The organism is Enterococcus sp. DIV0800 (genome assembly GCF_050559735.1).
Classification (GTDB): domain Bacteria; phylum Bacillota; class Bacilli; order Lactobacillales; family Enterococcaceae; genus Enterococcus_A; species Enterococcus_A devriesei.
In genome coordinates this window covers 692,394-718,821 of the sequence record NZ_CP187899.1, presented here as the reverse complement: position 1 = coordinate 718,821, position 26,428 = coordinate 692,394, and the positions used below count along the sequence as shown (strand labels likewise).

Annotated in this window: 22 protein-coding genes; 8 read left to right on the top strand and 14 right to left on the bottom strand. The window is 41.5% G+C overall.

Going from position 1 to position 26,428, the window contains the following annotated elements; all coding sequences use genetic code 11:
- Positions 1-121 precede the first annotated feature (121 nt).
- Positions 122-856, bottom strand: coding sequence for a WxL domain-containing protein (locus IGI54_RS15370; protein WP_071862000.1), 735 nt, complete (start codon positions 854-856; stop codon positions 122-124).
- Positions 857-1,264: 408 nt separating this feature from the next.
- Here IGI54_RS15370 and IGI54_RS15365 point away from each other — a divergent pair, with 408 nt between their 5' ends.
- Both IGI54_RS15365 and IGI54_RS15360 read left to right on the top strand, forming a co-directional pair.
- A complete protein-coding gene (locus IGI54_RS15365; protein WP_071862001.1) occupies positions 1,265-2,734 on the top strand; it encodes a helix-turn-helix domain-containing protein in 1,470 nt (489 codons plus the stop codon).
- A 56-nt stretch (positions 2,735-2,790) separates the two neighbouring features.
- Positions 2,791-3,327, top strand: coding sequence for a prolyl-tRNA synthetase associated domain-containing protein (locus tag IGI54_RS15360; protein WP_071862002.1), 537 nt, complete (start codon positions 2,791-2,793; stop codon positions 3,325-3,327).
- Between the two features lie 126 nt (positions 3,328-3,453).
- On the opposite strand, the gene IGI54_RS15355 is transcribed toward IGI54_RS15360, so the two are convergent.
- A complete protein-coding gene (locus IGI54_RS15355) occupies positions 3,454-5,364 on the bottom strand; it encodes a hypothetical protein (protein ID WP_430621740.1) in 1,911 nt (636 codons plus the stop codon).
- 450 nt (positions 5,365-5,814) lie between these two features.
- Positions 5,815-6,765 carry a hypothetical protein gene (locus IGI54_RS15350; RefSeq protein WP_430621739.1) on the bottom strand — a complete coding sequence of 317 codons (951 nt, stop codon included), beginning with the start codon at positions 6,763-6,765 and terminating at the stop codon, positions 5,815-5,817.
- Between the two features lie 181 nt (positions 6,766-6,946).
- Between IGI54_RS15350 and IGI54_RS15345 the strand changes: the two genes are divergently transcribed.
- The gene (locus tag IGI54_RS15345; protein WP_430621738.1) at positions 6,947-9,511 is read left to right on the top strand and encodes a transglycosylase domain-containing protein; all 2,565 of its coding nucleotides are present in this window, start codon (positions 6,947-6,949) and stop codon (positions 9,509-9,511) included.
- A gap of 150 nt (positions 9,512-9,661) precedes the next feature.
- Positions 9,662-10,099: a hypothetical protein gene (locus IGI54_RS15340; RefSeq protein ID WP_430621737.1), complete on the top strand. Its 438-nt coding sequence runs from the start codon at positions 9,662-9,664 to the stop codon at positions 10,097-10,099.
- Between the two features lie 52 nt (positions 10,100-10,151).
- On the opposite strand, the gene arcC is transcribed toward IGI54_RS15340, so the two are convergent.
- The 4 genes from arcC to ptcA form a co-directional block, all read right to left on the bottom strand.
- Positions 10,152-11,081, bottom strand: a complete 930-nt coding sequence (gene arcC, locus IGI54_RS15335; protein ID WP_216430329.1) for a carbamate kinase — start codon at positions 11,079-11,081, stop codon at positions 10,152-10,154.
- A 9-nt stretch (positions 11,082-11,090) separates the two neighbouring features.
- Positions 11,091-12,188: an agmatine deiminase gene (gene aguA, locus IGI54_RS15330; RefSeq protein ID WP_071862008.1), complete on the bottom strand. Its 1,098-nt coding sequence runs from the start codon at positions 12,186-12,188 to the stop codon at positions 11,091-11,093.
- Positions 12,142-13,563 carry an APC family permease gene (locus tag IGI54_RS15325; RefSeq protein WP_071862009.1) on the bottom strand — a complete coding sequence of 474 codons (1,422 nt, stop codon included), beginning with the start codon at positions 13,561-13,563 and terminating at the stop codon, positions 12,142-12,144. Before IGI54_RS15325 ends, aguA begins: the two co-directional genes overlap by 47 nt.
- A 358-nt stretch (positions 13,564-13,921) precedes the next feature.
- Positions 13,922-14,941 (bottom strand): putrescine carbamoyltransferase, encoded by a 1,020-nt coding sequence (ptcA, locus tag IGI54_RS15320; RefSeq protein ID WP_071862010.1) that lies wholly within the window; start codon positions 14,939-14,941, stop codon positions 13,922-13,924.
- A gap of 274 nt (positions 14,942-15,215) precedes the next feature.
- Between ptcA and IGI54_RS15315 the strand changes: the two genes are divergently transcribed.
- Complete coding sequence (locus IGI54_RS15315) at positions 15,216-16,142, top strand: response regulator transcription factor (RefSeq protein WP_430621736.1); 927 nt, start codon at positions 15,216-15,218, stop codon at positions 16,140-16,142.
- A 37-nt stretch (positions 16,143-16,179) separates the two neighbouring features.
- On the opposite strand, the gene IGI54_RS15310 is transcribed toward IGI54_RS15315, so the two are convergent.
- Positions 16,180-17,181, bottom strand: a complete 1,002-nt coding sequence (locus IGI54_RS15310; RefSeq protein WP_430621735.1) for a hypothetical protein — start codon at positions 17,179-17,181, stop codon at positions 16,180-16,182.
- Between the two features lie 211 nt (positions 17,182-17,392).
- Between IGI54_RS15310 and IGI54_RS15305 the strand changes: the two genes are divergently transcribed.
- The gene (locus tag IGI54_RS15305) at positions 17,393-18,784 is read left to right on the top strand and encodes an amino acid permease (protein WP_430621734.1); all 1,392 of its coding nucleotides are present in this window, start codon (positions 17,393-17,395) and stop codon (positions 18,782-18,784) included.
- A 124-nt stretch (positions 18,785-18,908) separates the two neighbouring features.
- Here the strand turns inward: IGI54_RS15305 and IGI54_RS15300 are convergent, their stop codons facing one another.
- Entirely contained in the window at positions 18,909-20,027 is a 1,119-nt protein-coding gene (locus tag IGI54_RS15300) for an AI-2E family transporter (protein WP_071862014.1), read from the bottom strand.
- 245 nt (positions 20,028-20,272) lie between these two features.
- Here IGI54_RS15300 and IGI54_RS15295 point away from each other — a divergent pair, with 245 nt between their 5' ends.
- A complete protein-coding gene (locus IGI54_RS15295; RefSeq protein ID WP_430621733.1) occupies positions 20,273-21,463 on the top strand; it encodes an AI-2E family transporter in 1,191 nt (396 codons plus the stop codon).
- Positions 21,464-21,500: 37 nt separating this feature from the next.
- On the opposite strand, the gene IGI54_RS15290 is transcribed toward IGI54_RS15295, so the two are convergent.
- Positions 21,501-22,673, bottom strand: coding sequence for an aminotransferase class I/II-fold pyridoxal phosphate-dependent enzyme (locus IGI54_RS15290; RefSeq protein WP_430621732.1), 1,173 nt, complete (start codon positions 22,671-22,673; stop codon positions 21,501-21,503).
- On the bottom strand, positions 22,670-23,164 hold the full coding sequence (locus IGI54_RS15285) for an Lrp/AsnC family transcriptional regulator (RefSeq protein ID WP_071862017.1): 495 nt from the start codon (positions 23,162-23,164) through the stop codon (positions 22,670-22,672). Before IGI54_RS15285 ends, IGI54_RS15290 begins: the two co-directional genes overlap by 4 nt.
- Positions 23,165-23,391: 227 nt before the next feature.
- Between IGI54_RS15285 and IGI54_RS15280 the strand changes: the two genes are divergently transcribed.
- Complete coding sequence (locus IGI54_RS15280) at positions 23,392-23,721, top strand: hypothetical protein (RefSeq protein WP_216430337.1); 330 nt, start codon at positions 23,392-23,394, stop codon at positions 23,719-23,721.
- Between the two features lie 159 nt (positions 23,722-23,880).
- On the opposite strand, the gene IGI54_RS15275 is transcribed toward IGI54_RS15280, so the two are convergent.
- The 3 genes from IGI54_RS15275 to IGI54_RS15265 all read right to left on the bottom strand — a co-directional run bounded on the left by IGI54_RS15275 (position 23,881) and on the right by IGI54_RS15265 (position 26,398).
- Positions 23,881-24,429 carry a hypothetical protein gene (locus tag IGI54_RS15275; RefSeq protein ID WP_313631063.1) on the bottom strand — a complete coding sequence of 183 codons (549 nt, stop codon included), beginning with the start codon at positions 24,427-24,429 and terminating at the stop codon, positions 23,881-23,883.
- A 96-nt stretch (positions 24,430-24,525) separates the two neighbouring features.
- A complete protein-coding gene (locus tag IGI54_RS15270; RefSeq protein WP_216430339.1) occupies positions 24,526-25,437 on the bottom strand; it encodes a TMEM175 family protein in 912 nt (303 codons plus the stop codon).
- A 73-nt stretch (positions 25,438-25,510) separates the two neighbouring features.
- A complete protein-coding gene (locus tag IGI54_RS15265) occupies positions 25,511-26,398 on the bottom strand; it encodes an EamA family transporter (protein WP_430621731.1) in 888 nt (295 codons plus the stop codon).
- Positions 26,399-26,428: the final 30 nt, after the last annotated feature.

Here is a 26,428-nt window from a genome sequence, read left to right as displayed (position 1 = left end):
CCCTACCAGGCACATGAATAAAAATAAGCAACTTAATATTCCACATTGACAAAACCTTTTCATACACACGATTCCCTTCGAAAAAATAAGAGGCGTTTGATCGCACCTCTTATTTTATTGATTAATTTTTAGGTGTATCTGCTAACACCCAAGTAAAAGTAGTTTCGTATTTCTTCGCGTATTTTGTGGTCGTACCCGGAACAGATAATTCAATACTCTTTTCGGCCGTTGCTTGGTCATTTCCCCAAGTCAACAGATGGGTCCCGGCTCCTTGTCCCTCTGACGCCATCATCACATCCGTCAACTCATCCGTTGGCATGACTGTGATCATCGCTACACCAGTTGGTTTTGCAGATTCAGAAGCAGAGATTATTGTCCCGTTTTTGAAAGTGATTTGGGCACCTGTTAATTCCTCGTTGTCCATGGTTTTAAACTGACTATTTTGTTTAACTTGTAACTGCCAGCCTGCTTCGGTTCCGCGATTATCAGTTACTTGGACATAGTTGGGACCAGTCTTTGATTGTCCGCTTCCATCGAGATACGTCTGTGCTTTCGCATAGTAAACCTGCTTTGATGAAGTGATTTTCTGTTTTCCAAAATCCAAACTAGAAGCATAGTCAAGCGACAAGGGGCCTGCGGTTCCTTCCTCAGGACCATTAGGATCAGTGGGATCAATTGGAGTGATCGGTTTCGTAGGATCGGTAGGATCGACCGGTTTTGTTTCCTCTTCGGAAGGCTCGAAAGTAATCATTCCGTTTGTGGTGTACTCCGCATCAGACAAGGCCATAGCGCTAAGCGGGGCTCCTAAAGTTCCAACAAAAACCACTACAGACAACAACAAATTCATTTTTTTCATGTACTGTTCCTCCTGTTTCTATTTATTAAACATATTCGCTCTATCTCACGTTCATTTTGTGAGCAAATACTTTTAAACTTAGCTATTAAAAAACGCAGTTAAGCTGGTCAAAAAGAATGTTTAGCCATTCTAAGCGTCGAACACTTACCAAAGATCGCGTTCTATTACGAATGACTCCCGACATAAAAAAATACCCTTTTTTTAAAGAAAATCTTTTATTTGTCTATTTAAATTTCAAGCTTTTATAAAAATAGCGTTTTGATATTTAAAAAAAGGAATCTTATTTATTTTTTCGTCTTTTTACAACTAACTTTTTATTACTTATTAGGAAATTATTTGTATTTACTGACAATAAGTTTTATTATATTAAGAGCGATGATTTAATAACGTTGATAGGAGGTTTTCTGAATGTTGGGAATGGATAAGAATACGCTGTTAAAATTACAAATAATTGAGATCCTAGACTGCTTGCAAACACCCATTACTTTAAAGGAGTTGCAAATGAAGATTGGACACTCCAGTCTCGGAACAATTCGAATGAATTGCAAAGAGCTGCAAGGGATTATTTATAATCTTTATTTTGAAGACGGCTATTCCTTGAATCTCCGGATGAACAACGGGCGCGGCATTCAGTTAGAGCGTTCTTCTACTAACCTTCAATCCTTGATCACGTATTTATATAAAAGTGATTTGGCCTTTGTGATTTTACAAAAGGTCTTAGCAGAGCGAAAGCTTTCTGCGATCCAATTTTGTATGGATCAAACTATTAGTGAGTCGACATTACGGCGTAAAATAAAAGAAATTAACCAAGAGCTTGCTCACTATCACTTATATATTTCTTGCTCTGCCCAAATTAGTTTAAAAGGACGAGAAATCGATATTCGCCGCTTTTACTATATTTTTTCTCGCGGTCTGCATCACCAGTTTCAACAGATCGAACCGGTCAAAGATAGTGAGAAATATCTGCGATTAGCCAAAGAGATCGCCAATAGTCTGAAAATTCTAAACAATCCAACCAATATTGAGATGATCAGTTTTTGGCTTTACATTACGCAACAATCCTTAAGTAAAAAAGCCGAACTGTCATTCAATGATGCTGAAAAGAGCTGGTTTAAACCCTATCGGTTCCCGAAAAAACCAGCCTATTTAAAATTTTTCAGTCTCAATGAGTGGAAATTCTTTCTCTATGCTTTGTACTGCTCGCACTTAAATCATTTTGAATTGGAACCAAAAGATCCGGAACAAAAATTCTATGTGGATTATCCTGCGAAGCAATGGATGACACTTTTTCAACAGTATTTCCGCCCCCTCAATTCAGAGGAACAGAGATTTGTCACCAGAAAACTGAAACAACTTTACGTTTCCTATCAGTTTTTTAAGTTAGACGATCACTTCTTAGATGGGGTGAGTGAAAAAGTCGATCTGAAAGCAACTAGAAACCAGTATCCTTATTATTACCGCCGTTTTCATGCTTTCTGGGAGGCATTTGTCAAAGCAGTACCAGAATACGATCGCCGGCAGTTGCGTCTCTACTCTTTGTTGACTTGTGTGGCTCTTTTCCCATTAGAAAATTGCCTTCCACGCATTTCGGTCTATGCTTTTTCTGAGCTAAGTGAACTATTTAGCACCTTTATTCAAGAAAAGATCGATTTGCATTTTAAAAATCGCTATCTTTTGACTTTTGTGGAAGAACCTTCGCAGGCTCAATTAATTATTGGCACCTCTCCTTCGTTCAAAGCTTTTTTATCTGAGAATCAAGAATCTGCGATCATTCGTTCAAAAATATCAGAGACTGATTATTTAGAGATCGAAGCCGTTTTGGAGCGAATAGTCAAAAAAGACTTGGAATTACCACCAGAAAAATCAAATTTGAGTTGAGAATTTGATTAAAAAAAGGTATTGTTGTATTTATCACAAACAACAAGGAGGCTGCTATGGTATACGTTAGCGAAATGCACACTAGCGCACCCAGCGAATTTGGTTCCGACCTGGAAAAGAAAACTTACGAAACATTGGTTCAATTGAAGATTCCTTTCCATCAGGTAGCCACTGGGGAAGCGCTGACAATGGAAGATTGCATTGATATCGACAATCGTTTAGGCATTGAAGTCGTCAAAACTATCTTTTTATGCAATCAGAAAAAGACCAAGTTTTATCTTTACATCACTCCGGCAGATTTTAAGTTTGTTACAAAAGAATTTGGTAAAAAATTGGAAATCCCTCGTGTCTCTTTTGCCTCTGCTGATTTATTGAAGGAACGTTTAGGCGTTATCCCTGGAGCAGCAACGATTTTTGGTTTATTGCTAGACTCAGATCACGAGATTCAGTTAGTTTTTGACCAATCGGTTGCTGAGCGGGAATGGTATGGCTGCAGCTCAGGGTCCGTAACCAATTACATGAAGCTGAAAACGAAAGATTTATTTGAAAAATTCTTACCTTATACCGGTCATGAAGCTATTTTTATCGATTAAAAAAAAGTGTTAGGAGACCCCTCTCCCAACACTTTTTTAAATGGACGATCTTGCTATTAAAGCAGATCAAAAACGGTTGTTTCTATTTTTTAAACACTTTTAACCCCTTAACCTAACACTTTTTAATTATCTGACTGAAACACAGCCGATTTCTTTGATTGGTCCCGTAATTTCTTTGCCGCAATCAAATCCAACAGCTTGAATCGCAAAGTAATGAGTTCCTCTTGATAAGCACACCTCACTCAACCCTGAGTCAAGATAATACCCTCTTCCAAAAGAACCGTTCATATATTTCGCATAACGAACGTCAATGGTCTTATAAGCGGAACCATAGCCGCAACCGCTAGTTCTGCGATAAACACGTACTTTTGTATAATCCAATGAATTTGGGTTTTGGGTACCTAAGAAGATCTGTGCTCCGTAGTAACGTGTTGGAATGCAGCCACACATTAATTTATTTTTGATGCAGCCTCTCAATCCATTACCAATTTCTTTTTTCTTCAACGTCGTAGCACAACTTGAGCCCCACTGTGGGCTGACCCAGTTGCTCCATTGACCATAATTCGCTTTCACCCAATAGAAGTAGGTCGTACATTGGTCTAAGCAATCGTCTAAGTAAGTCATTTCAGAACCATCTTGCTTCCCATTAACTCTAATGACAGTCGCCTGATTGATATTATTTGTCTTACTACGATACAGTGTATAGCTAGTCGCAAAACGTGTTGAGCCGTTGTCGCTCTTCGTATTTGTCCAAGTAACTTTGATCGCTTTGTCAGAAACCGCCTTTGCTTTGATATTTGGATTCAAGGTAGTTCCGCAAACCGTGAATTTACCGACATTTGAACTGCTAACGGTCTCAATCGTATATGGACAAACTTTCGGACGTTTCACCATAACCTTGTAGCAGTAAGTAGTATTATGATTTAATTTGATGTCATTGTAGGTTGTCTTTCCAGTAACTGTCGCGATTTCTCTAAAGTTGCCGGAATTGTAATCATTACATTTGTTGGTTGCCCGGAAGATCTTGTACTCAGCATTGCTGCCTTTTGATTCCCAGCTAAGTTTTAACCAATGATGTTGTGTTTCTGTCACACAAACATTTTTAACAGCATCCCATTTTTCTTTATAATTGTTATGGTTACACTCTTTGCCGCTGTGGTTTTTATCGCAATCGTCATGATGTTTCCAATTGTTGTTACAGTTTTTATCGTTATGTTTTTCGTCACAATTTGGTTTGTGATGCCAGTTGTTGCTGTTACAGTTGTTGCCATTATGATTTTTGTCACAGTCGGGATCGTGTTTACAATTGTTGTTATTGCAATTGTTGCCACTATGATTTTTATCGCAGTCAGGCTCATGTTTGCAATTATTTTTGTTGCAATTCTTGCCACTATGTTTTTTATCACAATCGTCGTCGTGTTTCCAGTTGTTAGTGTTACATTTCCGACCGTTGCTGTGGTTTTTATCGCAATCCTTGTCATGCTTTCCAGCATTATTGTTACATGTCCGACCACTGTGTTTGCCATCGCATCCTGTTTTATGCTTTGATGAACCATAAGTGTCGGCCTCGACATCCGTTTGCGGTGCATCTGCTGCTTCGTCAATTTTGGTTTCCGTCGATTGCGTAGTTACATCTTGATTGGCTACTGGCGCAGTCGCTGTTTGCTCTTTCCCCTCCACTACAGCTGAGACTTTGTAGTAGTAAAGATAATCGGCCTTCAATGTCCCTTCAACTTCCAACTTCATAAAATCATCAACGGTGAAGGTCTTATTGCCGGCTAGTGTTTGAATTCGTTCAAACTGACCCGCTTGCGTCTCTGCCCGGTAAACATTGTAGCTTTCGGCCCCTTCAACCTTATCAAATTCGATCGTCGTCCAATTTTGGTCCTTATTATATTTAGCTGCTACATTTGCTGGCGTGTCACTATCTGCCGCAAATACTTCGGCCGGTATCCCTAAAGAAGTGACCGTCATACACAGCATCATTACCAACGAAAACACACTCCGTAGTTTTTTAGTGAATGTTTTACCCTTCATTTCTTTCTCCTTTTCTGTTAATGCCTATTAGTAACCACCACAAATAACCCTTTGCTTGAATATTAACGCTACAGTTGGCAAGATGGGTTACCAATCCATTGCCTTCTTAATGTAGCTTTTTAGGAAATTGTTTTTGGCCAAAAACAGAATCAGAGTTGCATCTACCACCCCCTCAACAAGAAAATAGTTTATTAAACTTGATTAGAAAAACCTCTCTCAGTTCCTTTCAAAAGGAAATTGACCTTTCTAATCCTTCCTGTTGCCTAGAATATAACAATTTTTGTAATAAATATCCATAATCCATCAAAACAAATATATATTATTCAGATTATGATAAAAAATTGTTTCAATAAACGCTAAGCTCCGTATATTTAAATTTTTATTTAATAAATTGATCGGATAAACATAAAAAGACAGCCCATTAATGGGCTGTCTTTTTGATTGTTTCGATTATTGTTTATGGATTGAAATAATTTTTTGCTGTAAACGGTCATAGACTACCGTGAAATTAGTCACGGCTTTTGCCGAGGTCGGCACGCGGAAATAATAATCCGATTGTCCGTCGGTCGGTGTGTTGGTGTGATAAAAACCTGACAGATACGCATGGGCCAAATCCCCTTGGGTTGCTTTAAATAAGTCAAAGAAGCCCGCTGGTTCGGTCACATTGATGCTCTTTTCTAGTGCTTTGAATTCTGTCTGATTGCTGTCTAAGCCAGCCTTTTTCATTTGTCGATAAAGCTGTGTATCGGTCCCGCGTCGAACCAGCTCCGACCAAGCTGTCTCGAAATCAGCCGATTTATCTAAGTACGTATCGGCTTGCGTAATCACAGATTTCGCATCACTGCCATCCTCCGCTGTTAGGCTGGTCAATTCTTTCTCATTAAAAGTCAGACTAACCGTATAATCATGTCGCGTTCCGCTAGTATCCGTGAAGCTCCAGAGCTGACGTTGAGTCATCTGGGGCTTTTCTTCTATTAAACGCTGGCCAAAACCAATCAAGCTGATACTGACAAAGCCGCTCTCATCCGAACTGACCATCGGATAAATCTTGCGATAAAAATCAAAAAGATTTTTCTTGTCCTGCGATGGACCATAAATTTTTTCTAATATATCTGCCATCCCTTGAGAGCTGGAAAAATTTTGGCTATCACTGAGAGCTTGATTCAAATCAGTGATTTTTTGTGTTTGTGTCGCCAGCAAGGTTTGATCATTCACGTCTTTTAAAGCTAAAGTCGGCAGCTTGGGTAATTCTTCTTTTTTTTCCCCTTTGTCATCACTCGCGAAAACACTGAATGGAATCGTAAATTGCGGGAAATTTCCACTTAATACGATTGCAAAAGTTCCAACGAATAGTGCTGCCAGAACGCCCCAGAAGATCAGCCATTTTTTTGCTGTGTTCATAGGTCACCTCATCTCCACTTTATTGTGGCGACAAATGCTGCGAGCGTCAAGCTTTTCTATCGAAAATCCAATAAATTTTAGTAATTAATCTAAATTTTTCTTGAAAGATATGAATTTAATAGTCATTGCAGTCATTTTCTATTACACTAAAAGAAATGATTTTTATAGGATAGGCAGGATTATGGCAAAAAGAAAAGACATCCAACAGAAAAAACAACATGAAGCAATTGACAAAAAAAAATCGCGGGGTAAAAAACGAGGCAAGTTGACAAAAGCAACCAAAATTTCTCTCAGTGTTTTGGCGGTAATACTTTTAGTCATCATCGCTGGTACGGTCTTCTTCTTCCAGCGTTATGGAAAAGAAGTCACGGCGGCGATTGACGCCGGTGAGGAGCATGCGGCAAAAATTCAAGAAAGCGACTTTAAGCAGCATTATCCCACCACAATTTTAGATGCAAATGGTCAAGTTATTAAGGAATTAAAAACCCAAGAACGTGATTATATGACCTATAAAAAAATGGACCCTTTAGTATCTGAGGCCTTAGTTGCGATTGAGGACCGGCGTTTTTATGAACATCATGGTGTGGATACCCAAGGCTTATTGACAGTAGCGGTGAATGCGGCGACTGGTCGAGGCATTCGTGGTGCCTCAACTATTACCCAGCAGCTAGTCAAAAATATTTATTTGACGCCGGAGGTCTCCATTTCGCGGAAAATCGAAGAAATGGTCATGGCACAGGCTTTAGAAAAGCGTTTTTCAAAGCATCAGATCTTGGAATATTATTTAAACAATGTCTACTTTGGACACGGTGCATACGGGATCAACGCAGCGGCCAAAGTTTACTTTGGCAAGTCCATCAACGATACGACTTTATTAGAAAAAGCCACGCTCGTTGGGATCACCAACAACCCCGGCATCTTTGACCCCACAGATAATAAAAAAAATGCGTTGAAGCGGGCCAAATTGATTTTAAAACAAATGTCGACGCAAGGTTATATTACAAAGGAACAATATGATCAAGCGGTAAAGGACGATTTCACGGCTAAGATCCATCAAAATGCCTTGAACAATCAATTAGACAACAATGAAGTGGCTCTAGCCGTCGATTCTGCGGCCAAAGTGCTGATGGGCCAACAGGACTTCCGTTTCCAATATCAGTTTGATTCTAAAGAAGAAGAAGATCGGTACAACGAAGAATACAAAACGGCTTATAACAAAGTTTATCAGCGGATCCTTTCTGGTGGCTATCAAATCACCACAAATATTAATCCCAGTCTTCACGATCAGCTACAAGGAATCGTCAGCAACGTCATGAACACCTGGCAAGATCGGGGCGACAATAATTTCTATACGAAGCAAGCTGCGATGACAGTGATCGACAATCAAACCGGCGATGTGGTCGCTAGTATCGGTGGTCGGGGCGAAGAAGGCAATCATTACAATCGGGCCTTTCTATCCTTCCGTCAACCGGGATCAGCGATCAAGCCCCTCGTTTCCTATGCGCCGGCTTATGAGCGCGGATTGTTGGAGACTTCTACGATCTCTGATGATCGTCCCAACAATACGTATCCAAATAATGTCTACAACGCTTCAAAAGGAACGCTGTCCTTGCGCAACGCTTTGGCGATCTCCTCCAATGTCGTCGCCTATAAACTGGCTTCGGAAAATCGGGACGAGCTGAAGGAACCGATCTACCAACCTTTAGCGCAAATGCAATTTACTGGACTGGACGTCACCGATGACAATCCCATCATTGCTGTCGGTGGGATGACCTATGGCGCAACGACGCAAGAAATGGCCAGCGGTATCGCGACTTTAGTCAATCAAGGAAATTACCGTACGCCTTTGAATGTCCAAACAATTAAACGCAAAGACAATGGGCAAGAGATTTTCAATCAAAATGATTTGGCACAGCAAAAAGTGTATAGCGATGATGCCGCCTACTTAACTATTGATACCATGAAGGCGGTCCATCAAGATCCCGGTGGTACCGCTGCTGGACTAACTCTTGACCACAATAAATATTGGGCGGTCAAAACCGGAACCACCGATGAGGCCAAAGATCTATGGACGGTCGGCGCGACGCCTTACTATACGGTTGCAGTTTGGATCGGCGATGATACACCGCAACCGCAAGACAACGCGATCGTCGGCCAAGCGACGAAGGACATTTTTAAACAAACGATGGACTTGTTAAATAATGGCAAAGAGGATAAGGATTTCCAAATGCCTTCTTCCGTTCAAAATGTCAACGGTCAGCTAATCACTCGCTCCAGTCAAACAAAAGAAGTCTTAGCGGCACGGAAAAACGCGTTGCAAGCAGCTACGACAGATATAGACACGCTAGCTAAACAAAAAGCGAATGAACTGACCACGGCAAAATTAGATACGCCAATGGTTTCTGAGGCCTCTACGTTTAGCAATCAATTAATCTCAGACCGAATCGATACCTTGAGCCGTTTCGAGATTATCGTTACGGATACCCAAGATAATTGGCAGACCTTCGATCAGTACGCCCAGCAAGTACTTGCCTTGATTCAGCAAGTCGAACCTTCTGGTGGCAGCTTGTCTGATCAGTACAATAATGTTTATCGCAACAAAGAAGCCGAATACACTCACGCCAAGGCCGAGCAAAATTCCGCCTTGAATCACGTTAGCGATCAAATTCAAGATGCGAAAGATCAAAGTAAGGATTTAGATAAACAAATTGAAACGTTGAAGAAACAATTAGAGGAAGCAGATTAAGAGAAAGAGGTTGGGACAGAAATGTTCAGCTTCAAGAAATTTCGGCTTATTTCCGAAGAAGCTACTTCTGTCACACCGTTTATACGGAAATAGGAGCTGAGACAAATTAATATCCCAGCTCCTTTCCTATCGCTTGAAAGGAGTCTGAAGATGGATCAACAAGAAATTTTTGATCAATTGATCGCTAAAGATACAAAAGAGGCGTTGGCAGCTTTTCATGTCATTGAAGCAGCTAGTAAAGAGTCCCCTCTTTACGCGAATAATTTATCATTCTTTTTACCCGCATTAACATGTGAGAAAGCTTGCGGTCGAGGACGTGCCTTTAAATTTTTCATGCTTAACGCTGAGTGGGACAACGAAGAGATCATTGAAAAGCATTTGTTAGAACTACTTGCCATTTTAAATGACCCTAACGCTCCCGTTGTAAGGCAATGCCTTCCCTATTTGCCTTACTTAGCCGCTGCAAAGCCGGCGCTGATCCCAACGATCCAAGCTAAATTAGACAGCTTAATCTTGGACGACTATAAAGAAAGTATGCAGGAACTTATTAAAAAAGATATTGCGAAAGTCCGTTTACAGTTTGGATAGAAAATTCCCAGTTATTTAGTTGATTGACCTAAATAACTGGGAATTTTTTTGTTTACATTTGGACGGTTGTTCCACTGTTACCGCCTAAGGTTTCGGACGCTTTTTCTAATGAGGCGATGATTGCTCGGCGTCCGGCTTTTGATTCCGCGAAATCAATGGCTGCCTCAACTTTCGGCAGCATACTGCCAGGGGCAAATTGATCTTCGGCGATATATTTCTTCATCTCAGCGACAGAGGTATTTTCCAAAGCTTTTTGATTCTCTTTGCCAAAGTTGACAAAGACGTGATCCACAGCCGTTAAAATAATGAAGACGTCTGCGTCGATTAGTGCCGCCATTTTAGCTGCAGCGAAATCTTTATCGATCACGGCATCGACTCCTTTGTAACGAGTACCTTGATAAATCACCGGGATGCCTCCTCCACCACAGGCGATCACGACTTGCCCCGCATCGACTAAGGTTTTCAAGCTGATCTTTTCATAAATATCCACCGGTTTAGGTGACGGTACGACCCGGCGCCAGCCCCGGCCAGCATCTTCGACATAAACATCGTCGCTTTCAGCCATCAATTTTTGAGCTTCGGTCTCACTATAATAGCCGCCGATGGGTTTGGTTGGATTAGCGAAAGCCGGGTCTTTGGGATCAACCACGACTTGCGTCAGCATGGAAACGACCGGAATATCAGCCAAATCGCGAGCAACTAATTCCTCGTCGATTGCTTGCTGTAAATGATAGCCGATATAGCCTTGGCTCATCGCCGTACATTCAGGAAACGGCATGGTATCTTCCGCCGTCTTACTGGTTTCTTCAAAGGCTAAACGAATCTTGCCGACTTGCGGGCCATTGCCGTGAGCGATCACGACTTGATGACCGTCGGAGATTAGATTGGCAATCGATTTGGCCGCTAATTCTGCTTTCGTTAATTGTTCATTGGCAGAGTTACCTAACGCGTTTCCGCCTAATGCGATTACAATTTTTGACATGAGAAACTCCTATCTTTGTGGTTGCTGTTGTGTAATACAGTGGATATTTCCGCCGCCATACACGATTTCTACCGTATTTACGCCCACAATTTCTTTATCTGGGAAAATCATTTCTAATTGTTCCAAAGCTAAGGCATCGTTCTTGTCGCCGTATTGCGGAACAATTACGCCGCCATTTGTTACTAAATAGTTCATGTATGACGCGATACAGATATCTCCATCCTCACGCGGCATTGTGCCTTCTACGTAATCGATTTTGAAATTGCCATCGATGGTGACCGTTTCGATTGGGCAGCAGATCTTATGAACTTTTAATTTACGGCCCTTCGCGTCAGTCATATCACTCAGACGTTTGTAGGCATCCTGCGCCGCTTCATAGAATGGACTCTTTTCATCTTCAGTGTAGATACAAGCCACTTCGCCTGGACGGACGAAGCAAGCTACGTCATCTACGTGTCCATTCGTTTCTTCCGGATCGATCCCGTCACCTAACCATAATACTTTTTCACAATTCAAATAGTCACATAATTTTTGTTCGATCTCTTCTTTCGTCATGTGGGGGTTACGGCCTTCACTTAATAGACACATTTCAGTCGTTAAAACCGTACCCTCGCCATCAACGTGGAAAGAGCCACCTTCTAAAATAAAATCAGCTGTCCGATAAGAGTCAACATGCTCGATCTCACAAATTTTTTGCGCCACTAAATCATCTTGATCCCATGGGAAATACAACCCATCAACAAGACCACCCCAAGCATTGAAGCCCCAGTCATTGCCACGTAATTCGCCTTTGTCATTAATCACGAAACTTGGGCCACAGTCACGGATCCACGCGTCGTTGTTAGACATTTCATAAACCGTGATATCTTCTGGTAATTGACGACGACAGTTTTGGAATTGTTGTTGTGAAACCACGACATTCATCGGTGTGAATTTACTGATAGCTTTGGCTACTTCAGTAAAGGCCGCTTGTGCTGGTTTGCCTCCGTCACGCCAATTATCTGGACGCTCTGGCCAAATCATCCAAACTTTTTCCTGCGGTTCATATTCTCCGGGCATTCTAAACCCGTCTTGTTTCGGTGTTGTTTTTTCGATTCTCTTCGCCATGATAAATTACTCCTTCTTTTTTGATTTTTTTCACATGTATGATCGCTTCACCAAAGAGTGTGAAGACGACAGCTCCGATCGTGATCGGCAGTTGCTCACTTAAACTTGCTGGATCAAATTGCAGTGGTAGTGCGGTAAAGATCAATGAAATAATAATCATAATCATTGGTAACGCCACTAAAACTTTCAAGAATCCATCGCTGCCGCCAACTCTAAATGGTCGCGGTGTATCTGGATCGATTTGGCGTAATTTGTAGAAGGCTGGGAACACTGGAACATAAGACATCAAGAACATCACTAAGTTCAATGAGAAGAAGGCCCAGAATAAATCCTGATTCGGCAAGATAGGTGCGATGACAACGACGATCGATGCAACCACACCATTCATGATTGCCGCTCCGATCGGCATTTCGTCTTTTCCGCCCCGCTTCGCAAAGATTTTTGGCATATCGCCATTTTCCGCCGCGTAACAAGCCGTATTATTTACCCCTAATGACCAAGAAATCATATTACCGAACAACGTCAGTAAGAATAGAAAGGCCATTGAGATAATGAACCAACCACCAGTTGAACCCGTCAATAGTTTGAAGCTGTCCATCAGACCGCTGCCGGTACTGATTTGATCAGTCGGAATCGCCACACCGATCCCAAAGGCCGAGAAGATATAGATTGCCGCGATCACTAGCCCGCCGACAATAATTGCTTGTGGAATTTGTTTTTTCGGATTTTCCATATCATCAGCGAAGGTACAAATCACTTCAAAACCTAGTAAGTTGAAAATAATAACCGAAATAAAGGATAAGCTGTCTAAATTGAAACTTGGCAACATCGAGCTCAAAGTAAATTCATTGGCCGCGCCTTTAGTCGCAAAGGTATAAAGACCTAACGCACCGATCAAAATTGCTAACAACATCTTGATCACTGCTGCCCCATTCAAAATCCAGACACTGTCCGCCACCGGATAAAAACTGATCCAGACGATCACCCAAATGAAGACCAGCTCGATCACAATCGCTGCGATCGTTGGGAACTCGATTCCTGTAATCGTAGTCAACAATCCTGGACAGACGACTGCTAAGGAAGCCAACCATAACGGATAATTGATCCAGTAGTACCAAGAGACCCGGGAACCCCAACGATGTCCGAAAGCTTTTGTGACCCAATCATAAATCCCGCCATCGCCAATATAGGTCGTTCCTAATTCCGATGACATTAATCCATAAGGTAATAAGAATGCTACTAATAAGAAGATCCACCAAAAAAATTGCGAATTTCCGATCGCCGCCACCGGCGCCGCTGCTTCTGCTACAAAGACGACACAGATAACGGATAATATGGCACTCATTAAACTAAACTTTTTTTTGTTTTCTGCCATTGTTTTCTTCCTTTCCGGTAGAAACAGGAGGTTGGGACAGAAGTGCTCAGCTTCAAGAACCAAGTAGGTACTATTCCACATCAGCTCTGCTAAAGCAGTCGCTGTGTCTCACAGCAATAAGAAGGAATTTTCGAAAATGACTAGGAAACACAACGCTTATAGCGTTGATGTTGAGTGTTCCTACTTGGTGCTCCTCAAATTTTTGTGAAATTTCGGCTTATTTCCGAAGAAGCTACTTCTGTCACACCGTTTATACGTGAATAGGAGCTGAGACAAATTAATGTCCCAAATCCCCGAATGGAAATAATCTTGATGAAGGTTCAAATATGCAGATCATTTCCGTCTCAACCTCTGGGGTCTATAGTGCTTTGCCTAAAAAGACTTCCAAATCTGCTTTTGCTGCTGCTTTTTTCTTTTCATCAATTGGGTTCTTATCTGCATAGTCGTGCATCAAGTAAACTAATAAGCCACGAATCGAGGTCAAACGATTTTCTGCTTCATCGAAACAGATCGAATTTGGTCCATCCATTACTTCATCCGTTACTTCTTCTCCGCGAGTTGCTGGTAAGCAGTGCATGAATTTCGCGTCTTTGCCAGCCCGAGCCATTAATTCATCATTGACTTGGTATTTCGGATAGAAAGTGCTCATGCGTTCTTCTTCTGATAATTCTGCTTCATACAACCCATACCAAACGTCGGTGTAGACGAAGTCAGAGCCTTCAATTGATTCGATTTCGTCAGAGATAGTGTACGTTGCACCAGATTCCGCGCAGATCTTATCTAATCTCTCCCGATGATCGTCATTCAATTGGAAACCTTTAGGACCAAACTGAACAAAATCCATGCCCATTTTTGTCGCAACTAAACCTAATGAAAAACATACTTGTGTGGCATCACCAATGAAGGAAACTTTGCAGTCTTCAATTTTTTTGCCATCTGGTAAATGTTCGATCATCGTACATAAGTCGCCTAATTCTTGTGTTGGGTGGTTGAAATCTGACATGCCATTAATTACGGGAATGGTTGCATTGTTAGCCAGATCATACACGCTATGATGACGTTCCACTCGAGCCATCAAGATATCTACTAAACGGGAAAGAACACGGCTCGTATCTTCAATTGTTTCGTGTCCACCTAATTGGATTTGGCCTGGTGCCAAATATTCAGCGTGTCCACCTAATTGCGTCATCGCCGTTTCAAATGAAACCCGTGTTCTAGTAGAAGATTGTTGGAAGATCATCCCTAACACTTTGTTTTTCAATAATGGCGGATAAAACCCGTTTTTGATAGAAGCTTTGATTTTCAATGATAAATCAACAATGTATTGAATCTCCTCCTTCGTGTAGTTTTCAGTTGTAATAAAATCTCTTTTTGCCATGTTGACGCCTCCTAAAGTAATTTGTTTGCTTTTGCATCTTTACTTTAGGTGAAAAAGGACTAGTTTACGATAAGCCAAAAGATGTAAACGCTAACATTTTGTTTTTGAGCCTATCTTAGACTAGTTTATTTTTAGATGTAAACCTTTTATTTCGCGCGGGTTTAGAAAAGTTTAGAGGAAAGTTTAGCGTATTTTAGCTAAAAGATAGAATAAAAAATGTTATACTTGCATAAACCGTTTGGTATTTAATCTAAAAAATGAAAGGGGATTCAATATGATAGCGATCTTTGTTTACAACATTCTTTTGATCATTCTTTATTCCATTACGATGGCTTTTGCAATAAATTCTTATATGAAAGAAAAAAACAAACTCTTTTTATTGATCAGTCTCTATCTTGCGTTCTTCATCTTTGATAACGTCATTATTTATATGACCGAATTCATCAATTCATTCGCCCGCAGCTATGACCAAGCGTTTATGAGTGCCCCTGCCGTTAAAACGATCATTTTTATGGGAAATGCCTTCTTCTCCATCTCAATCATTGCCGCATTACGAAAAGAAAAGCTGAAGCCGTTCCATTATGGTTTGTTGATTGTTTTAGCAATTTGGATGCTTTCTATTCCCCTCTTGGCGAACTCCGCCTTTAAGGTCTGGCTCTATTATTTAGGCAATCAAATTTTTCTCTTGTATCTGGCTTTTTATTGTTGGCGTGGGACCAAATTATCAATCCCCAACGTCAATCAACGCTATTTAAAAAAATTAAGTATCGTTAGTCTGCTCTTTAGCCTCTTGATTATTATTGAAGACAGTTTCGTTATCTTCAATGTCGATCAGTACAGCTCATTGACGACGAAAATCTACAATCGCAGTATTTCTGAGGATATCTTTTCGATTGTGGTCTGTCTGATCCTATTTCAATTTTTCTTCAGAGAACGCAACAAAAAAGCAGCGGAATCTTCCGAAGAGCTGGAACAAACAGTATTGATTCAGAGCTTTTGTCATGCTCACCAGTTCACGCAAAGAGAATGCGAAGTCTTTCAGTTGCTGCTGCTTCATTATTCCAATCAAGAAATCGCCGATCAGCTCTTTTTGTCCTTGGGAACCGTCAAGACCCATGTTCACAATATTTTTATTAAATTGGAGATCAAGAAACGAACGCAAATTTTCCCATTATTTGAAACGTATGAAGCTTCAACGTAAAAAGAAGGACGATTTTCTAAGGAAAATCGTCCTTCTTTTATTCGTTCTCTGCTTGATTATTTTCCTCGTGGCTTGAGGAGCTGGAAGAGCTGCTTGAATTGGATGAACTAGTCGAGCTGGACGACTCTGAAGAGGAGTCGTTGGCGTCTGATTCTTCGGATTCTTTTTGTTTTCTGGAAGATTCCGCTCGTTTGCTGTCATTGATCGAGTCTTGCAAGTCTTTGTAGGAATCATAGGTGGCTTGTTTTTCCGCCAACTCTTTTTTAAGTTCTGCTAGCTCTTTGTTTCGCGCCAGTAACGCTTTTGCTTGTTTTTCTTGATAGGTCTTTTCGGCTGCCGCTAAAGACGCTTCGCTTTGTTGGATCTCATTGGCAAAACTAGAGTTTTCATTGGCAAGTTGATTCTTGACCGGGTCCAATTTTTTTAGCAAGCTTTCCTTATAAACCCCATCAGGTAAAACTGCCAAAGTTCTCACTTCAGCAAGATAGTCTGATAAGCTAATAGCATTGCCTTTATTTAGTAGATTGGTCAAATCGTTATCAGCTTTGCTGTAATCAGCCGATTGCTTTTCAGCGATCCCCAAAATCATCGCCATATCTTGGCCCCAATCTTTCTCCTTCGCCGTGCTTTGAGCCAGTTGGTTTTTCAGCTCTTTGATTTTTTCTGCCTCTGGTTCAGTTAAAATGGGATGGGCAGACAGGTCTAAGCCATTCAGGACATCACTTTCAAAAAGTCCATTTAACTCGGTTTGGATCGCAAAATCCTTTTTTGTATGCTCGATATCGGTCAAGGTCTGACTATTCCCTTGCTGATTTTTGACTTCATTGGTCAAATCATCAAAAGCCGTCTCCGATAGATTGGCTTTGAAATAGCCCGTTTTTTGATCTTCATATAAATTCGTCAGCCGCTCATTTAACACTTTTCGGTGGGCGTTTTCCGTCTGAGTCACCTTATCTTGATAAATTCGGTAGCCGGCAAAGGACAGAGCCACAATAACGATTAGTCCTAAAACTAGCCAACCGATTTTCTTTTTATCCAAATCGGTTCCCCCTTTTGTAATTTCCAATATTATAGCATTTTAGCTATCGCTAGGTACAATTTATCGCAAAATCTTTAGTAACTCTTTGATAATCTGTTATTTTAAATTTATTAGAACCTTCTCACCGTTTTATTATTTTACAAGTTATCATAGGCTGTCTAAGAAAATTTCTGCTAAAATTTCTCTATTCTTAAAAAAAGGACTGATTCAATTGGAAAGTCATGAGGAATTGGATAGAGGATTAAAAAATCGTCACGTTCAGTTAATTTCGATTGGAGGCGCGATTGGGACAGGATTGTTTCTAGGCTCTGGTAAAACAATCCAGCTGACCGGTCCCTCCATTCTTTTATCGTATACCATCACTGGCTGTATTATTTTCTTGATAATGCGGGCTTTAGGTGAATTAATGTTATCAAATTTAAATTATCATTCATTCTTAGATTTCATTGCTGATTACTTAGGGAAAAAAGCCGCCTTTGTGACTGGCTGGACTTATTGGTTCTGCTGGATCGCGATTGCGATGGCCGATCTTACAGCTTCTGGTCTCTATGTCAGCTACTGGCTGCCGAATATTCCCCAATGGTTGCCGGAAATTATCGCTTTAGTTCTATTATTAAGTCTGAATATGGTGGCCGTTGGTCTTTTTGGTGAAATGGAATTTTGGTTTGCCTTAATCAAGGTCGTTGCGATTATCGCCTTGATTGTCACCGGTGCGCTGATGTTGATCACCGGCTTCAAGACAACTGCCGGCCCGGTATCACTTAGTAATTTGTGGCGCCATGGCGGTTTCTTTCCCAAAGGCGGCATGGGCTTCGCGCTCTCCTTTCAAATGGCGACCTTTGCCTTTTGCGGAGTCGAACTAGTTGGTTTGATCGGTGGCGAGACCTCTGATCCTGGTAAAGTTTTGCCAAAAGCGATCAATAATATTCCTTTGCGGATCATTTTGTTTTACCTTGGTTCGTTACTAATGATCATGTCGATCTATCCTTGGACTAGCTTGTCTGCAGAGCAAAGCCCTTTCGTCCAAGTCTTTTCTGAGATTGGGATCGCTGCGGCGGCATCAATCGTCAATTTAGTCGTCTTGAGTTCGGCGATGTCCGCTTGTAACAGCGCGATTTACAGCACGAGCCGGATGATTCGTTCGTTAGCCCAAGAAGGCAGCGCTCCTGCTTTATTTAAAAAGTTGACTCGTCATCGTGTGCCAGGAAATGCGTTAGTTTTTTCAACTTTGGTCATTTTCATCGCGGTGATCTTGAACTTTTTCGTCCCAAGTCGAATCTTTACGATCATTAGCTCGATCGCGACAATCTGCTTCATTTTTATTTGGGGGATGATCGTCTACACCCATATGCGCTATCGGAAAACCAATCCGCAAGCCAAGGGAAATACATTTAAGCTCCCGCTCTTTCCTTATACCAGCTATTTGGTTTTCGCCTTTCTACTTTTTGTTTTGTTCGTCTTAGCACTAGCGGCTGATACGCGCGAGGCGTTGATCTTTTCACCAATCTGGTTCATTGCTCTTTTGCTGATCTATCATTTCAAATACGAACGGAACAAACCGATTTTCGGCAAAATTTTCCATCATTTTGGCAAGCATCATTAAAACCAGTTATTTTTTCCAACTGGTTTTTATGTAAAATTTTCACAAATAGATACTAATTAGCTTTCAAAATAAACCACTCGCAAGCTGCTCACCGATTAGGCGAACAACTTACGAGTGGTTTTTTCTATCCTTCGCTGTTGTCCTTAAACAACTGACTTTCACGCCGCAGCTGATAGATTTTATGGATGTTGATGATTAATGTTTTAATTACCGCATAGACCGGAATACAGATCAGCATGCCGACGATTCCCGCCACACTCCCGGCCCCGATCAAAACGAGAATGATCGTTAACGGGTGGATGTTCAGCGATTTGCCAAATAGCAACGGTTTGATCAAATTGCCGTCTAATTGCTGGATGACCAACACAGAGATCGCCATGTAGAGCGCCTGCAGCGGTGAAACAAACAGTCCGACAATCACTGCTGGCACGGCTCCGATAAACGGGCCCACATAAGGAATGATATTGGTGACCCCACAGAAAATCGCTAACAACAAGCTATAGGGCTGGCCAAAGATCGTCATTGCGATGAAGCTCAAGATCCCGATGATAAACGCATCTAAGACTGTGCTGCTAATATACGCTGATAATGTCTCATTCAATTCTCGAACCGTTTGCCGTAACTCCTTGCGAATGGACAGCGGGAAGAACTGTGAGACAGCGTCTAAGAATTTGTGACCATCTTTAAACATAAAAATCAAAATAAAGGGCACGGTAAACAACAAGACTAAAAATTTCATCGCAAAGCTCATGATCCGTGACAAACTCGAAGTCACGCTAACGATTCCCAGCTTCACTAAATTATTGATCGTTAAGTTCGCCGAGGCTAACTGCTCTTCTAAATTAAAATTTTTGAATTCTTCTTTATTGGCCAATTCATTTAACCAACGGCCGGATTCTTCCGCGTACACCGGTAGATTTTGAGTCAGTTGGACCGTCTGTTCGATCATCTTCGGTACCACATTCATCATGATCAAGACGATCACAACTGCCAGCACAACAAAGGAGATCAAAAAACCGACGACTCGCGGTACGCCCCCTCGCTCCTCTAAAAAGACGACGATAGGATCAAACATGTAATAAAGAAAACCCGCAGTTAATAAGGGTAATAAAATTGCGGAAAGCATCCCCATCACTGGTTTAAAAATATTTGGCATTTGTAATAAAAAATAAATACCGATGATAGTTAAGACAATCTCAACTGTCCAGAAAAACAGCTTGGATTGCTTGAAACGTGTCAGCATAAAAGCCTCCTTTTTAAGTCAAAAATTCTTACCCAATAGGATATGGCTTCATCTTATCATTAATCGTAAAAAGTAAGAACGCTTTTGCTAAAATTAAAAAAGATTTTTGTGATAATTTACAAAATTTTATTCTGAAAAGTAAATCTAATTCATTGTGATCCAGTTTTTCTAATCCTTTCTTAAGCCTATTTTTTGTTTATAAGTTTTTTCTTCGCTACAATAAAAGAAAAAAGGATTTGATAAAAATGGAACGACCTTCGACAAAAGCGACCCGTTGGATCAAGTTTATCGGCGGCCGAAACCTGATCTTTACACTAATTTCTGGAGTTTTACTGGGAGCCCTGATTTTTGTATTTTATCATGTGCGCTTCATCTTCAACCCAGTGCTGGTTATTTTTAAAACAGTTTTTGCACCGCTTTTATTGGCACTGATCTTGTATTACTTGTTAGACCCGATCGTGAATTTTTTTGAAAAAAAAGGCGTTAAACGCCTCTACTCGATTATCGGCATTGTCGTCATGCTACTGTTGCTTATTGCAGCCATCATTATTTGGGCGGTCCCGCGGATTTATAGTCAGACGGCTAGTTTAGTCAATGACTTTCCTCAGCACGTCGAAAATTTTAATCAAGCTTTGGAGGAGCTATTGTCTGGAACGGTACTGCAAAATCCGCTGGAAGAACTTTTCGACTCGGTGGAAGATGTGGTCTATCAAGTGTTCAATACATTGTCTAATTCTTTGGGTGACATCCAAAGTTTTGTGGGGGACTTATTCTCAACTGTCAGTGGCTTTTTCGTCATTTTATTTACTGCTCCCATTATCACCTTCTTCTTATTGAAGGATGCCAGCCAGTTTTACCGCTACTTTTTGAAACTGCTGCCGCCTAAGTTCCGTGAGGACTCAAAGGAGCTGGGAGCGATCTTGAATAGCCAAGTTGGGGATTATTTGAAGGGACAATTCATTGTTGCTTTGGCGAATGGCTTGATCGTTTTTATTGGCTTCTTAATTATTGGTATGCCGTATGGCTTGCCTTTAGCTATTTTAGTGACTGTGACTTCTTTCATTCCCTACATTGGACCCTTCATCGCCTTTGTCCCTTGTGCCGTGATTGCTTTGCTACACTCTTTCCAAATGCTATTAGGCTTGCTTGTGGTCTGGATTGTTGAACAAATCCTAAACGGTAACGTGATTGAACCTAAAGTTTTAGGCGACCAGTTGAAGGTACATCCAGTAACAATCGTATTAGTTTTATTAGTCATGGGAAACTTGTTCGGTCTATTCGGCTTAGTCTTTGGGATTCCGACCTACACCGTCTTTAAAGCCTTTGGCGTCTTCCTCTTCCGCAAATTTAAGCAACGTTACAATCGTTATTATGGCAATGATGACGGCGAGTATGAAGACACCGAATTTTCGCAAGAAGAGTATCCGAATAATTAAAAAAGTTGCAGACGAACGAGAGGTTCGTCTGCAACTTTTATTTATCTTGATTTAAGCGCAATACAAAGCGTTCCAAGCGTTGGATGGCTTCTTTCAATTCATAAATCGAATAGGCATAAGATAGACGTAAGAAGCCTTCACCGCTTTGACCAAAGGCAGAGCCAGGAATCACCGCTAGTTTTTCTTCCTCCAGTAGCTTCAAAGCAAATTCCTCACTGCTTAAGCCAAACTGACTGATTTGCGGAAACAGATAAAAGGCCCCTTTGGCTTGATAACAAGGCAAGCCCATTTTTTCTAGCGCGTGGTGCAAGTAATTGCGTCGCTCTTCATAAGACAGCCGCATCGGCTCGACCGTCTCTTGCCAATCATCTTTCAAGCCTGCCAACGCCGCGTACTGACTTGCAGTTGGTGCCGCCATGATCGTGTATTGATGCAGCTTCAACAACTGCTCCATGAATACTTCCGGTCCCGCCACAAAGCCTAGCCGCCAGCCGGTCATGGCGAAGCCTTTGGAAAAGCCATTGATCACGATCGTCCGCTCCCGCATCCCCGGCAATTCAGAGATACTGACAAAGGGCTCATCATAAACCAATTCCGCGTAGATCTCATCGGAAATGACTAGGAGGTCATGTTTCTTCACGACATCCGCGATTTTTATCAAAGCTTCCCGATCCATCGTCGCCCCTGTGGGATTGTTAGGGTAAGACAGGATCAATATTTTACTTTTTTCCGTGATCGCCGTTTCCAGCTCCTCCGGTGTCAGCTTAAATTGATTTTGTGACTGTAAATCGATCGTTACAGGCACGCCGCCGACCATTTGCGCGATCGGTTCGTAGCAAACAAAGCTTGGCTGCGGAATGATCACCTCATCACCCGCCTCTACAAAGATCCGCAACGCCATATCGATGGCTTCACTGCCGCCGACAGTCACGATGATCTCGCTTTTCGGATCGTAGTGGACATGGTTGCGAAACTGTAAGTAGTCACTGATTTTTTGCCGCAACTCCAACAACCCCGCATTAGCGGTATAAAAGGTTCGCCCCTCTTGAATCGAGCGGACACCTTCTTGCATCATGTGTGACGGAGTATCAAAATCAGGCTCCCCCACTCCAAGTGAGATCGCATCCGGTTGTTCTGAGACAATATCAAAAAATTTGCGAATCCCAGAGGGCTGCAGCTCTGTGATTTTTTTCGCTAAAAAATTTCTCATGGACTCACCTGAATTCTAGGGTCGGAATCGTCTTGGTACAGATCAACGCCCCACTCTTTGTATTTGTCTAATAAGAAATGCGTCTGAGTCCCAGAAACATCTGGGATCGAGGCTAAATTATTGGAAATAAACTTAGAGATCTCCTTGATGTTGCGGCCTTGTAATAACAAAACAAAATCAAAACCGCCGCTAACAAAAAAGAAGGATTTGACTTCTGGAAATTTTCGCACCCGCTCAGCGATCTCGCGATAACCTTCTTCACCTTTAGGGATCGTTTGAACCTCTACTAAGGCTTCGATCCAATCATCCTCGACTTTATCCCAATCAATCAGGGCTCGATAGCCGCAAATGACTTTTTCTTGTTCTAGTCGTTTAATTTCCGCCTGAACAATCACTTTCTCTTCGCCTAGCATCACTGCATATTCTTCCATACTCAAGCGGCAATCCGCTTCAATCAATTTCAATAATTGTTTTCGTTTCTTTTGATCCATGGGAAACTCTCCTTTGGTTTAACAAACTATCAGCTTTTTCTAATCTGTTCCTTAATTATTCCTAAAAAAAGAAAAACTGTCAAATAAATTTTAAAAATTCGTTTTTAGCATCGTTTCCCCTGAAGTCCAAAAAATATTTTACTTTTTTATAACACAAAAAGCTCGTTTCATAGTACAATATATGGGATGATTAACTAGAAAATCGTAGATAGTCAGGAGGATTGTAAATGGAGCCAGTAATCGAATTATTTATTGAAAAACAGAGACAACGCTTGGCCGATGGCAAGATTCGGCAAGAAGAATATGAGGCTTTTTTAGACGGAATCAATGACGCGCTATCTTTTTTAGGGATGCACTATGTCAATAGCTCAGAGACCGTCGAAAAAGATGAGCGAAAAGCCGTGACTTTTAATGAGATCGAGGAAAAATACAAGAAATTTCGCGAAGTTGCTATGTATAAAAACAGTTTCTTGCGCGTGTCAGACATTATTAAGCATTCAGGTCTAATGACTGATGAGCTGAAAAAAATCACTGAGACTGTACAGGAAGAACTATAAGAAAGGCTCTCGCGAACTCGTTTGGCTTATTGCCGATAAAGCGAATTCGTGAAGTCGGACATGGCTAGACCTGCCGTAAAGCGATTGATTCATGTGAAAAATTTATGTTTTCTTTATAAATTAAGAAACAAAAAGAAGCGAACCCTCGCTTCTTTTTTCTTACCCTTTAATCAATAATTCATTGTAAAAAGCCTGACCGATCTCCTTCAATTCAGTTTTGTTGAAAGACTTAGCGACCCACGTCGGCATCGGTGCTGCCACCGTACCATAAATCTCGATCAACGCTTGAACAAAAGCAGCAGCGTCTAATTGGTCGATCGCCTGGCGCAATCGTTTCATTGGTTCTAGCAACTGACTTTCCGCCTGACGCCCGCGATACAGTTGATAAATCTTCCGCCCTTCTTCTGCTGCTAACGAAAACAACGGCTTTTCTTCTGTTAGCGATTGGATACTTTCCTGTCTGTAGCGGTCATACCGTTGCTGCCATACTAATAATTCACGATAAACGGTTTCAATTTTTTGTTTACGTACCGTCGCTAATGCTTGATAAAAATCAATCGGTAATTTCTCCACTCGCCGTTCCCGTTTGATCCACGTCGCCAGGGTTGATTGAGGAATCCCCGCTAATTTGCCAAATTGTTCAACCGTAATGCCTAGATCACGGCGGATATACATTTTGATGGGGTGTTCAATCATCGTCAAGTCCATTTTCTAAACAACTCCTTTGCGATATTTATACTTCATTATATAAAGGGATTAAAAAAAAGCCAAGACAAATCACGAGTCCATGATCTGTCCTGACTTTTAGCGTTTCTCATTACGCAGCTGCATTCTTTTTTCCGTCATTTCTTTTTGCTTGGCTAACTTTTGCTGCTGCTGTTGCAGACGAGAAATCTCCATCTCGACCCGATGCTGCTCCGGTCCACTCAGCTTAGACAAGTTTTTCTGCCGTTCTTCAACCTCTTGTTGAATCTGTTGGCCCCATTCATCCATGATCTGCTTCCAGCGATCCGGATTTTCACTTGAATTAGCCTTCATGGAATCCCGCAATAAACGTGAATAACGATTCATCGTATTGCCCCATAATTTATTGCGGTCTTGGAAATAATCCGCCTGTTGTTCTGTATCCAGAGAAGCGACTAGATCGTCTTCCTCGCGATCGACAATATTTTGTAAAAAGGCCAAGATTGGCAAAATTAAATAAATAATCAAAGCAGCCCGAACATAAAAATGTCCAAAAACTAATAACGCGATTCGAAAACCAATCGCTACCATATCTTGACGATTCAACTCAGTGACTCGCCGCTTCCGCGATTTCTCGTCACTAATCGCCTGTTCCGTCAATGTGACGATTAAGCGGCGCATGATCAATGTCACGATCAAAGTCAGCACACCATAAATCAAGATCGTTTGTTGAATCGTATCCTCAATCAATAATCGCGTCGCCGAGGGCACCAATGAAAGGAAAAATAGCAGCAATAAGTAAATCACTAAATTTTTATTTTTTACTTGCTCGATCCGATTAAAGGCATAGGCCGTTTGGAACCAAAGATTCGCCACAAAGCAAAAGCTGATAAAATAAATCCCGACTGCACTAAACAGTGAATGGATATCTACCGTACCAGTACTCCCATATTGAATCGGCAGCTCTAAAACAATAATAGTCAAAATAATCGCGATGATGGCATCGCCGAACACAACGACTCGTTCCTTCATTTTCTCAACTCCTTACCCCTATCATAGCTCAAACAGGTAAAAAAGAGTATTCAGAAGAATAGGCTAAAAAGAATCAGGTCACCGGCTTATTCGATAAACGAGTTAATAGGATTACCGAACCAATTACTAGTAAGAAGCCCATCAATTGAACCGGTGCAAAGTGACTATGAAATAACAGGACGCTTAAGATCGTCGCAAGAATCGGCTCAACCACCGTCAAGACACCAGCAAGCGACGCCTCAATAAATCGTAAACTAGATAATTGGAATAAAAAGGGCAACGCTGTTCCAAAAATAATAATACTGATTACCAAAAACAGCGAAAGGGCATCTAGCTGAAAGCCCGGCCGCCAAAGAGGCTGGATCGGCTGAAACACGATTCCCGCAATCAGCATCCCTAGCCCGGCGATCCGCATCTCACCGTAGCGCACTAATAAGCTTCGTGGCTGCACTGTATAAAAAGCCAAGGTCAACGCTGATAAAATTCCCATCACAAAGCCCATTTGAGAGATATTCAAGCTTTGCAGCTGGCCTTCTGTCACGATCAAGAAGACCCCACCAAAGGTCACTAACAACAAAAAAACTTCTAACAAATTGATTTTCTTTTCCCGATTAAAGACTAAGAACAGAAAAATAAAAATCGGTCCGGTAAACTGCAAGATCGTGGCGATCGCCGCACCGCTGTATTGGATCGCTTTGAAATACGTATACTGGACCCCCAACATCCCAACCAAGGAAAAAAGCAGCAGCCCGATCAGATCCTTCGGCGTAAATTTTTTTCGTACTCGCTGCTTCTGGGTCAAATCAAAACTAGTCAATAAAATCCCCGACACAAGCAGCCTCACGCTGGCGAGCCACTCTGGCGAGACCCCATATTGTTCAAATAATAATTGGCACATAATGCCTGACAACGCCCATAAACTCCCCGCTGAACAAGCCAGCGCCACTCCCTTACCTTTCATTCTGTGCTCCTTATCATTTTTTTCTCATTA

Bases quoted from the DNA above. Each gene is read 5' to 3' on its own strand.
- arcC (WP_216430329.1), bottom strand. From the start codon at position 11,081: ATGTCAAAAATTGTAATCGCATTAGGCGGAAACGCGTTAGGTAACTCT.
- IGI54_RS15365 (WP_071862001.1), top strand. From the start codon at position 1,265: ATGTTGGGAATGGATAAGAATACGCTGTTAAAATTACAAATAATTGAG.
- IGI54_RS15325 (WP_071862009.1), bottom strand. From the start codon at position 13,563: ATGGCAGAAAACAAAAAAAAGTTTAGTTTAATGAGTGCCATATTATCC.
- IGI54_RS15315 (WP_430621736.1), top strand. From the start codon at position 15,216: ATGATAGCGATCTTTGTTTACAACATTCTTTTGATCATTCTTTATTCC.
- IGI54_RS15280 (WP_216430337.1), top strand. From the start codon at position 23,392: ATGGAGCCAGTAATCGAATTATTTATTGAAAAACAGAGACAACGCTTG.
- IGI54_RS15265 (WP_430621731.1), bottom strand. From the start codon at position 26,398: ATGAAAGGTAAGGGAGTGGCGCTGGCTTGTTCAGCGGGGAGTTTATGG.
- IGI54_RS15300 (WP_071862014.1), bottom strand. From the start codon at position 20,027: ATGCTGACACGTTTCAAGCAATCCAAGCTGTTTTTCTGGACAGTTGAG.
- aguA (WP_071862008.1), bottom strand. From the start codon at position 12,188: ATGGCGAAGAGAATCGAAAAAACAACACCGAAACAAGACGGGTTTAGA.
- IGI54_RS15285 (WP_071862017.1), bottom strand. From the start codon at position 23,164: ATGGATCAAAAGAAACGAAAACAATTATTGAAATTGATTGAAGCGGAT.
- IGI54_RS15370 (WP_071862000.1), bottom strand. From the start codon at position 856: ATGAAAAAAATGAATTTGTTGTTGTCTGTAGTGGTTTTTGTTGGAACT.
- IGI54_RS15360 (WP_071862002.1), top strand. From the start codon at position 2,791: ATGGTATACGTTAGCGAAATGCACACTAGCGCACCCAGCGAATTTGGT.
- IGI54_RS15275 (WP_313631063.1), bottom strand. From the start codon at position 24,429: ATGGACTTGACGATGATTGAACACCCCATCAAAATGTATATCCGCCGT.
- IGI54_RS15270 (WP_216430339.1), bottom strand. From the start codon at position 25,437: ATGAAGGAACGAGTCGTTGTGTTCGGCGATGCCATCATCGCGATTATT.
- IGI54_RS15355 (WP_430621740.1), bottom strand. From the start codon at position 5,364: ATGAAGGGTAAAACATTCACTAAAAAACTACGGAGTGTGTTTTCGTTG.
- IGI54_RS15295 (WP_430621733.1), top strand. From the start codon at position 20,273: ATGGAACGACCTTCGACAAAAGCGACCCGTTGGATCAAGTTTATCGGC.
- IGI54_RS15345 (WP_430621738.1), top strand. From the start codon at position 6,947: ATGGCAAAAAGAAAAGACATCCAACAGAAAAAACAACATGAAGCAATT.
- IGI54_RS15290 (WP_430621732.1), bottom strand. From the start codon at position 22,673: ATGAGAAATTTTTTAGCGAAAAAAATCACAGAGCTGCAGCCCTCTGGG.
- IGI54_RS15340 (WP_430621737.1), top strand. From the start codon at position 9,662: ATGGATCAACAAGAAATTTTTGATCAATTGATCGCTAAAGATACAAAA.
- IGI54_RS15350 (WP_430621739.1), bottom strand. From the start codon at position 6,765: ATGAACACAGCAAAAAAATGGCTGATCTTCTGGGGCGTTCTGGCAGCA.
- ptcA (WP_071862010.1), bottom strand. From the start codon at position 14,941: ATGGCAAAAAGAGATTTTATTACAACTGAAAACTACACGAAGGAGGAG.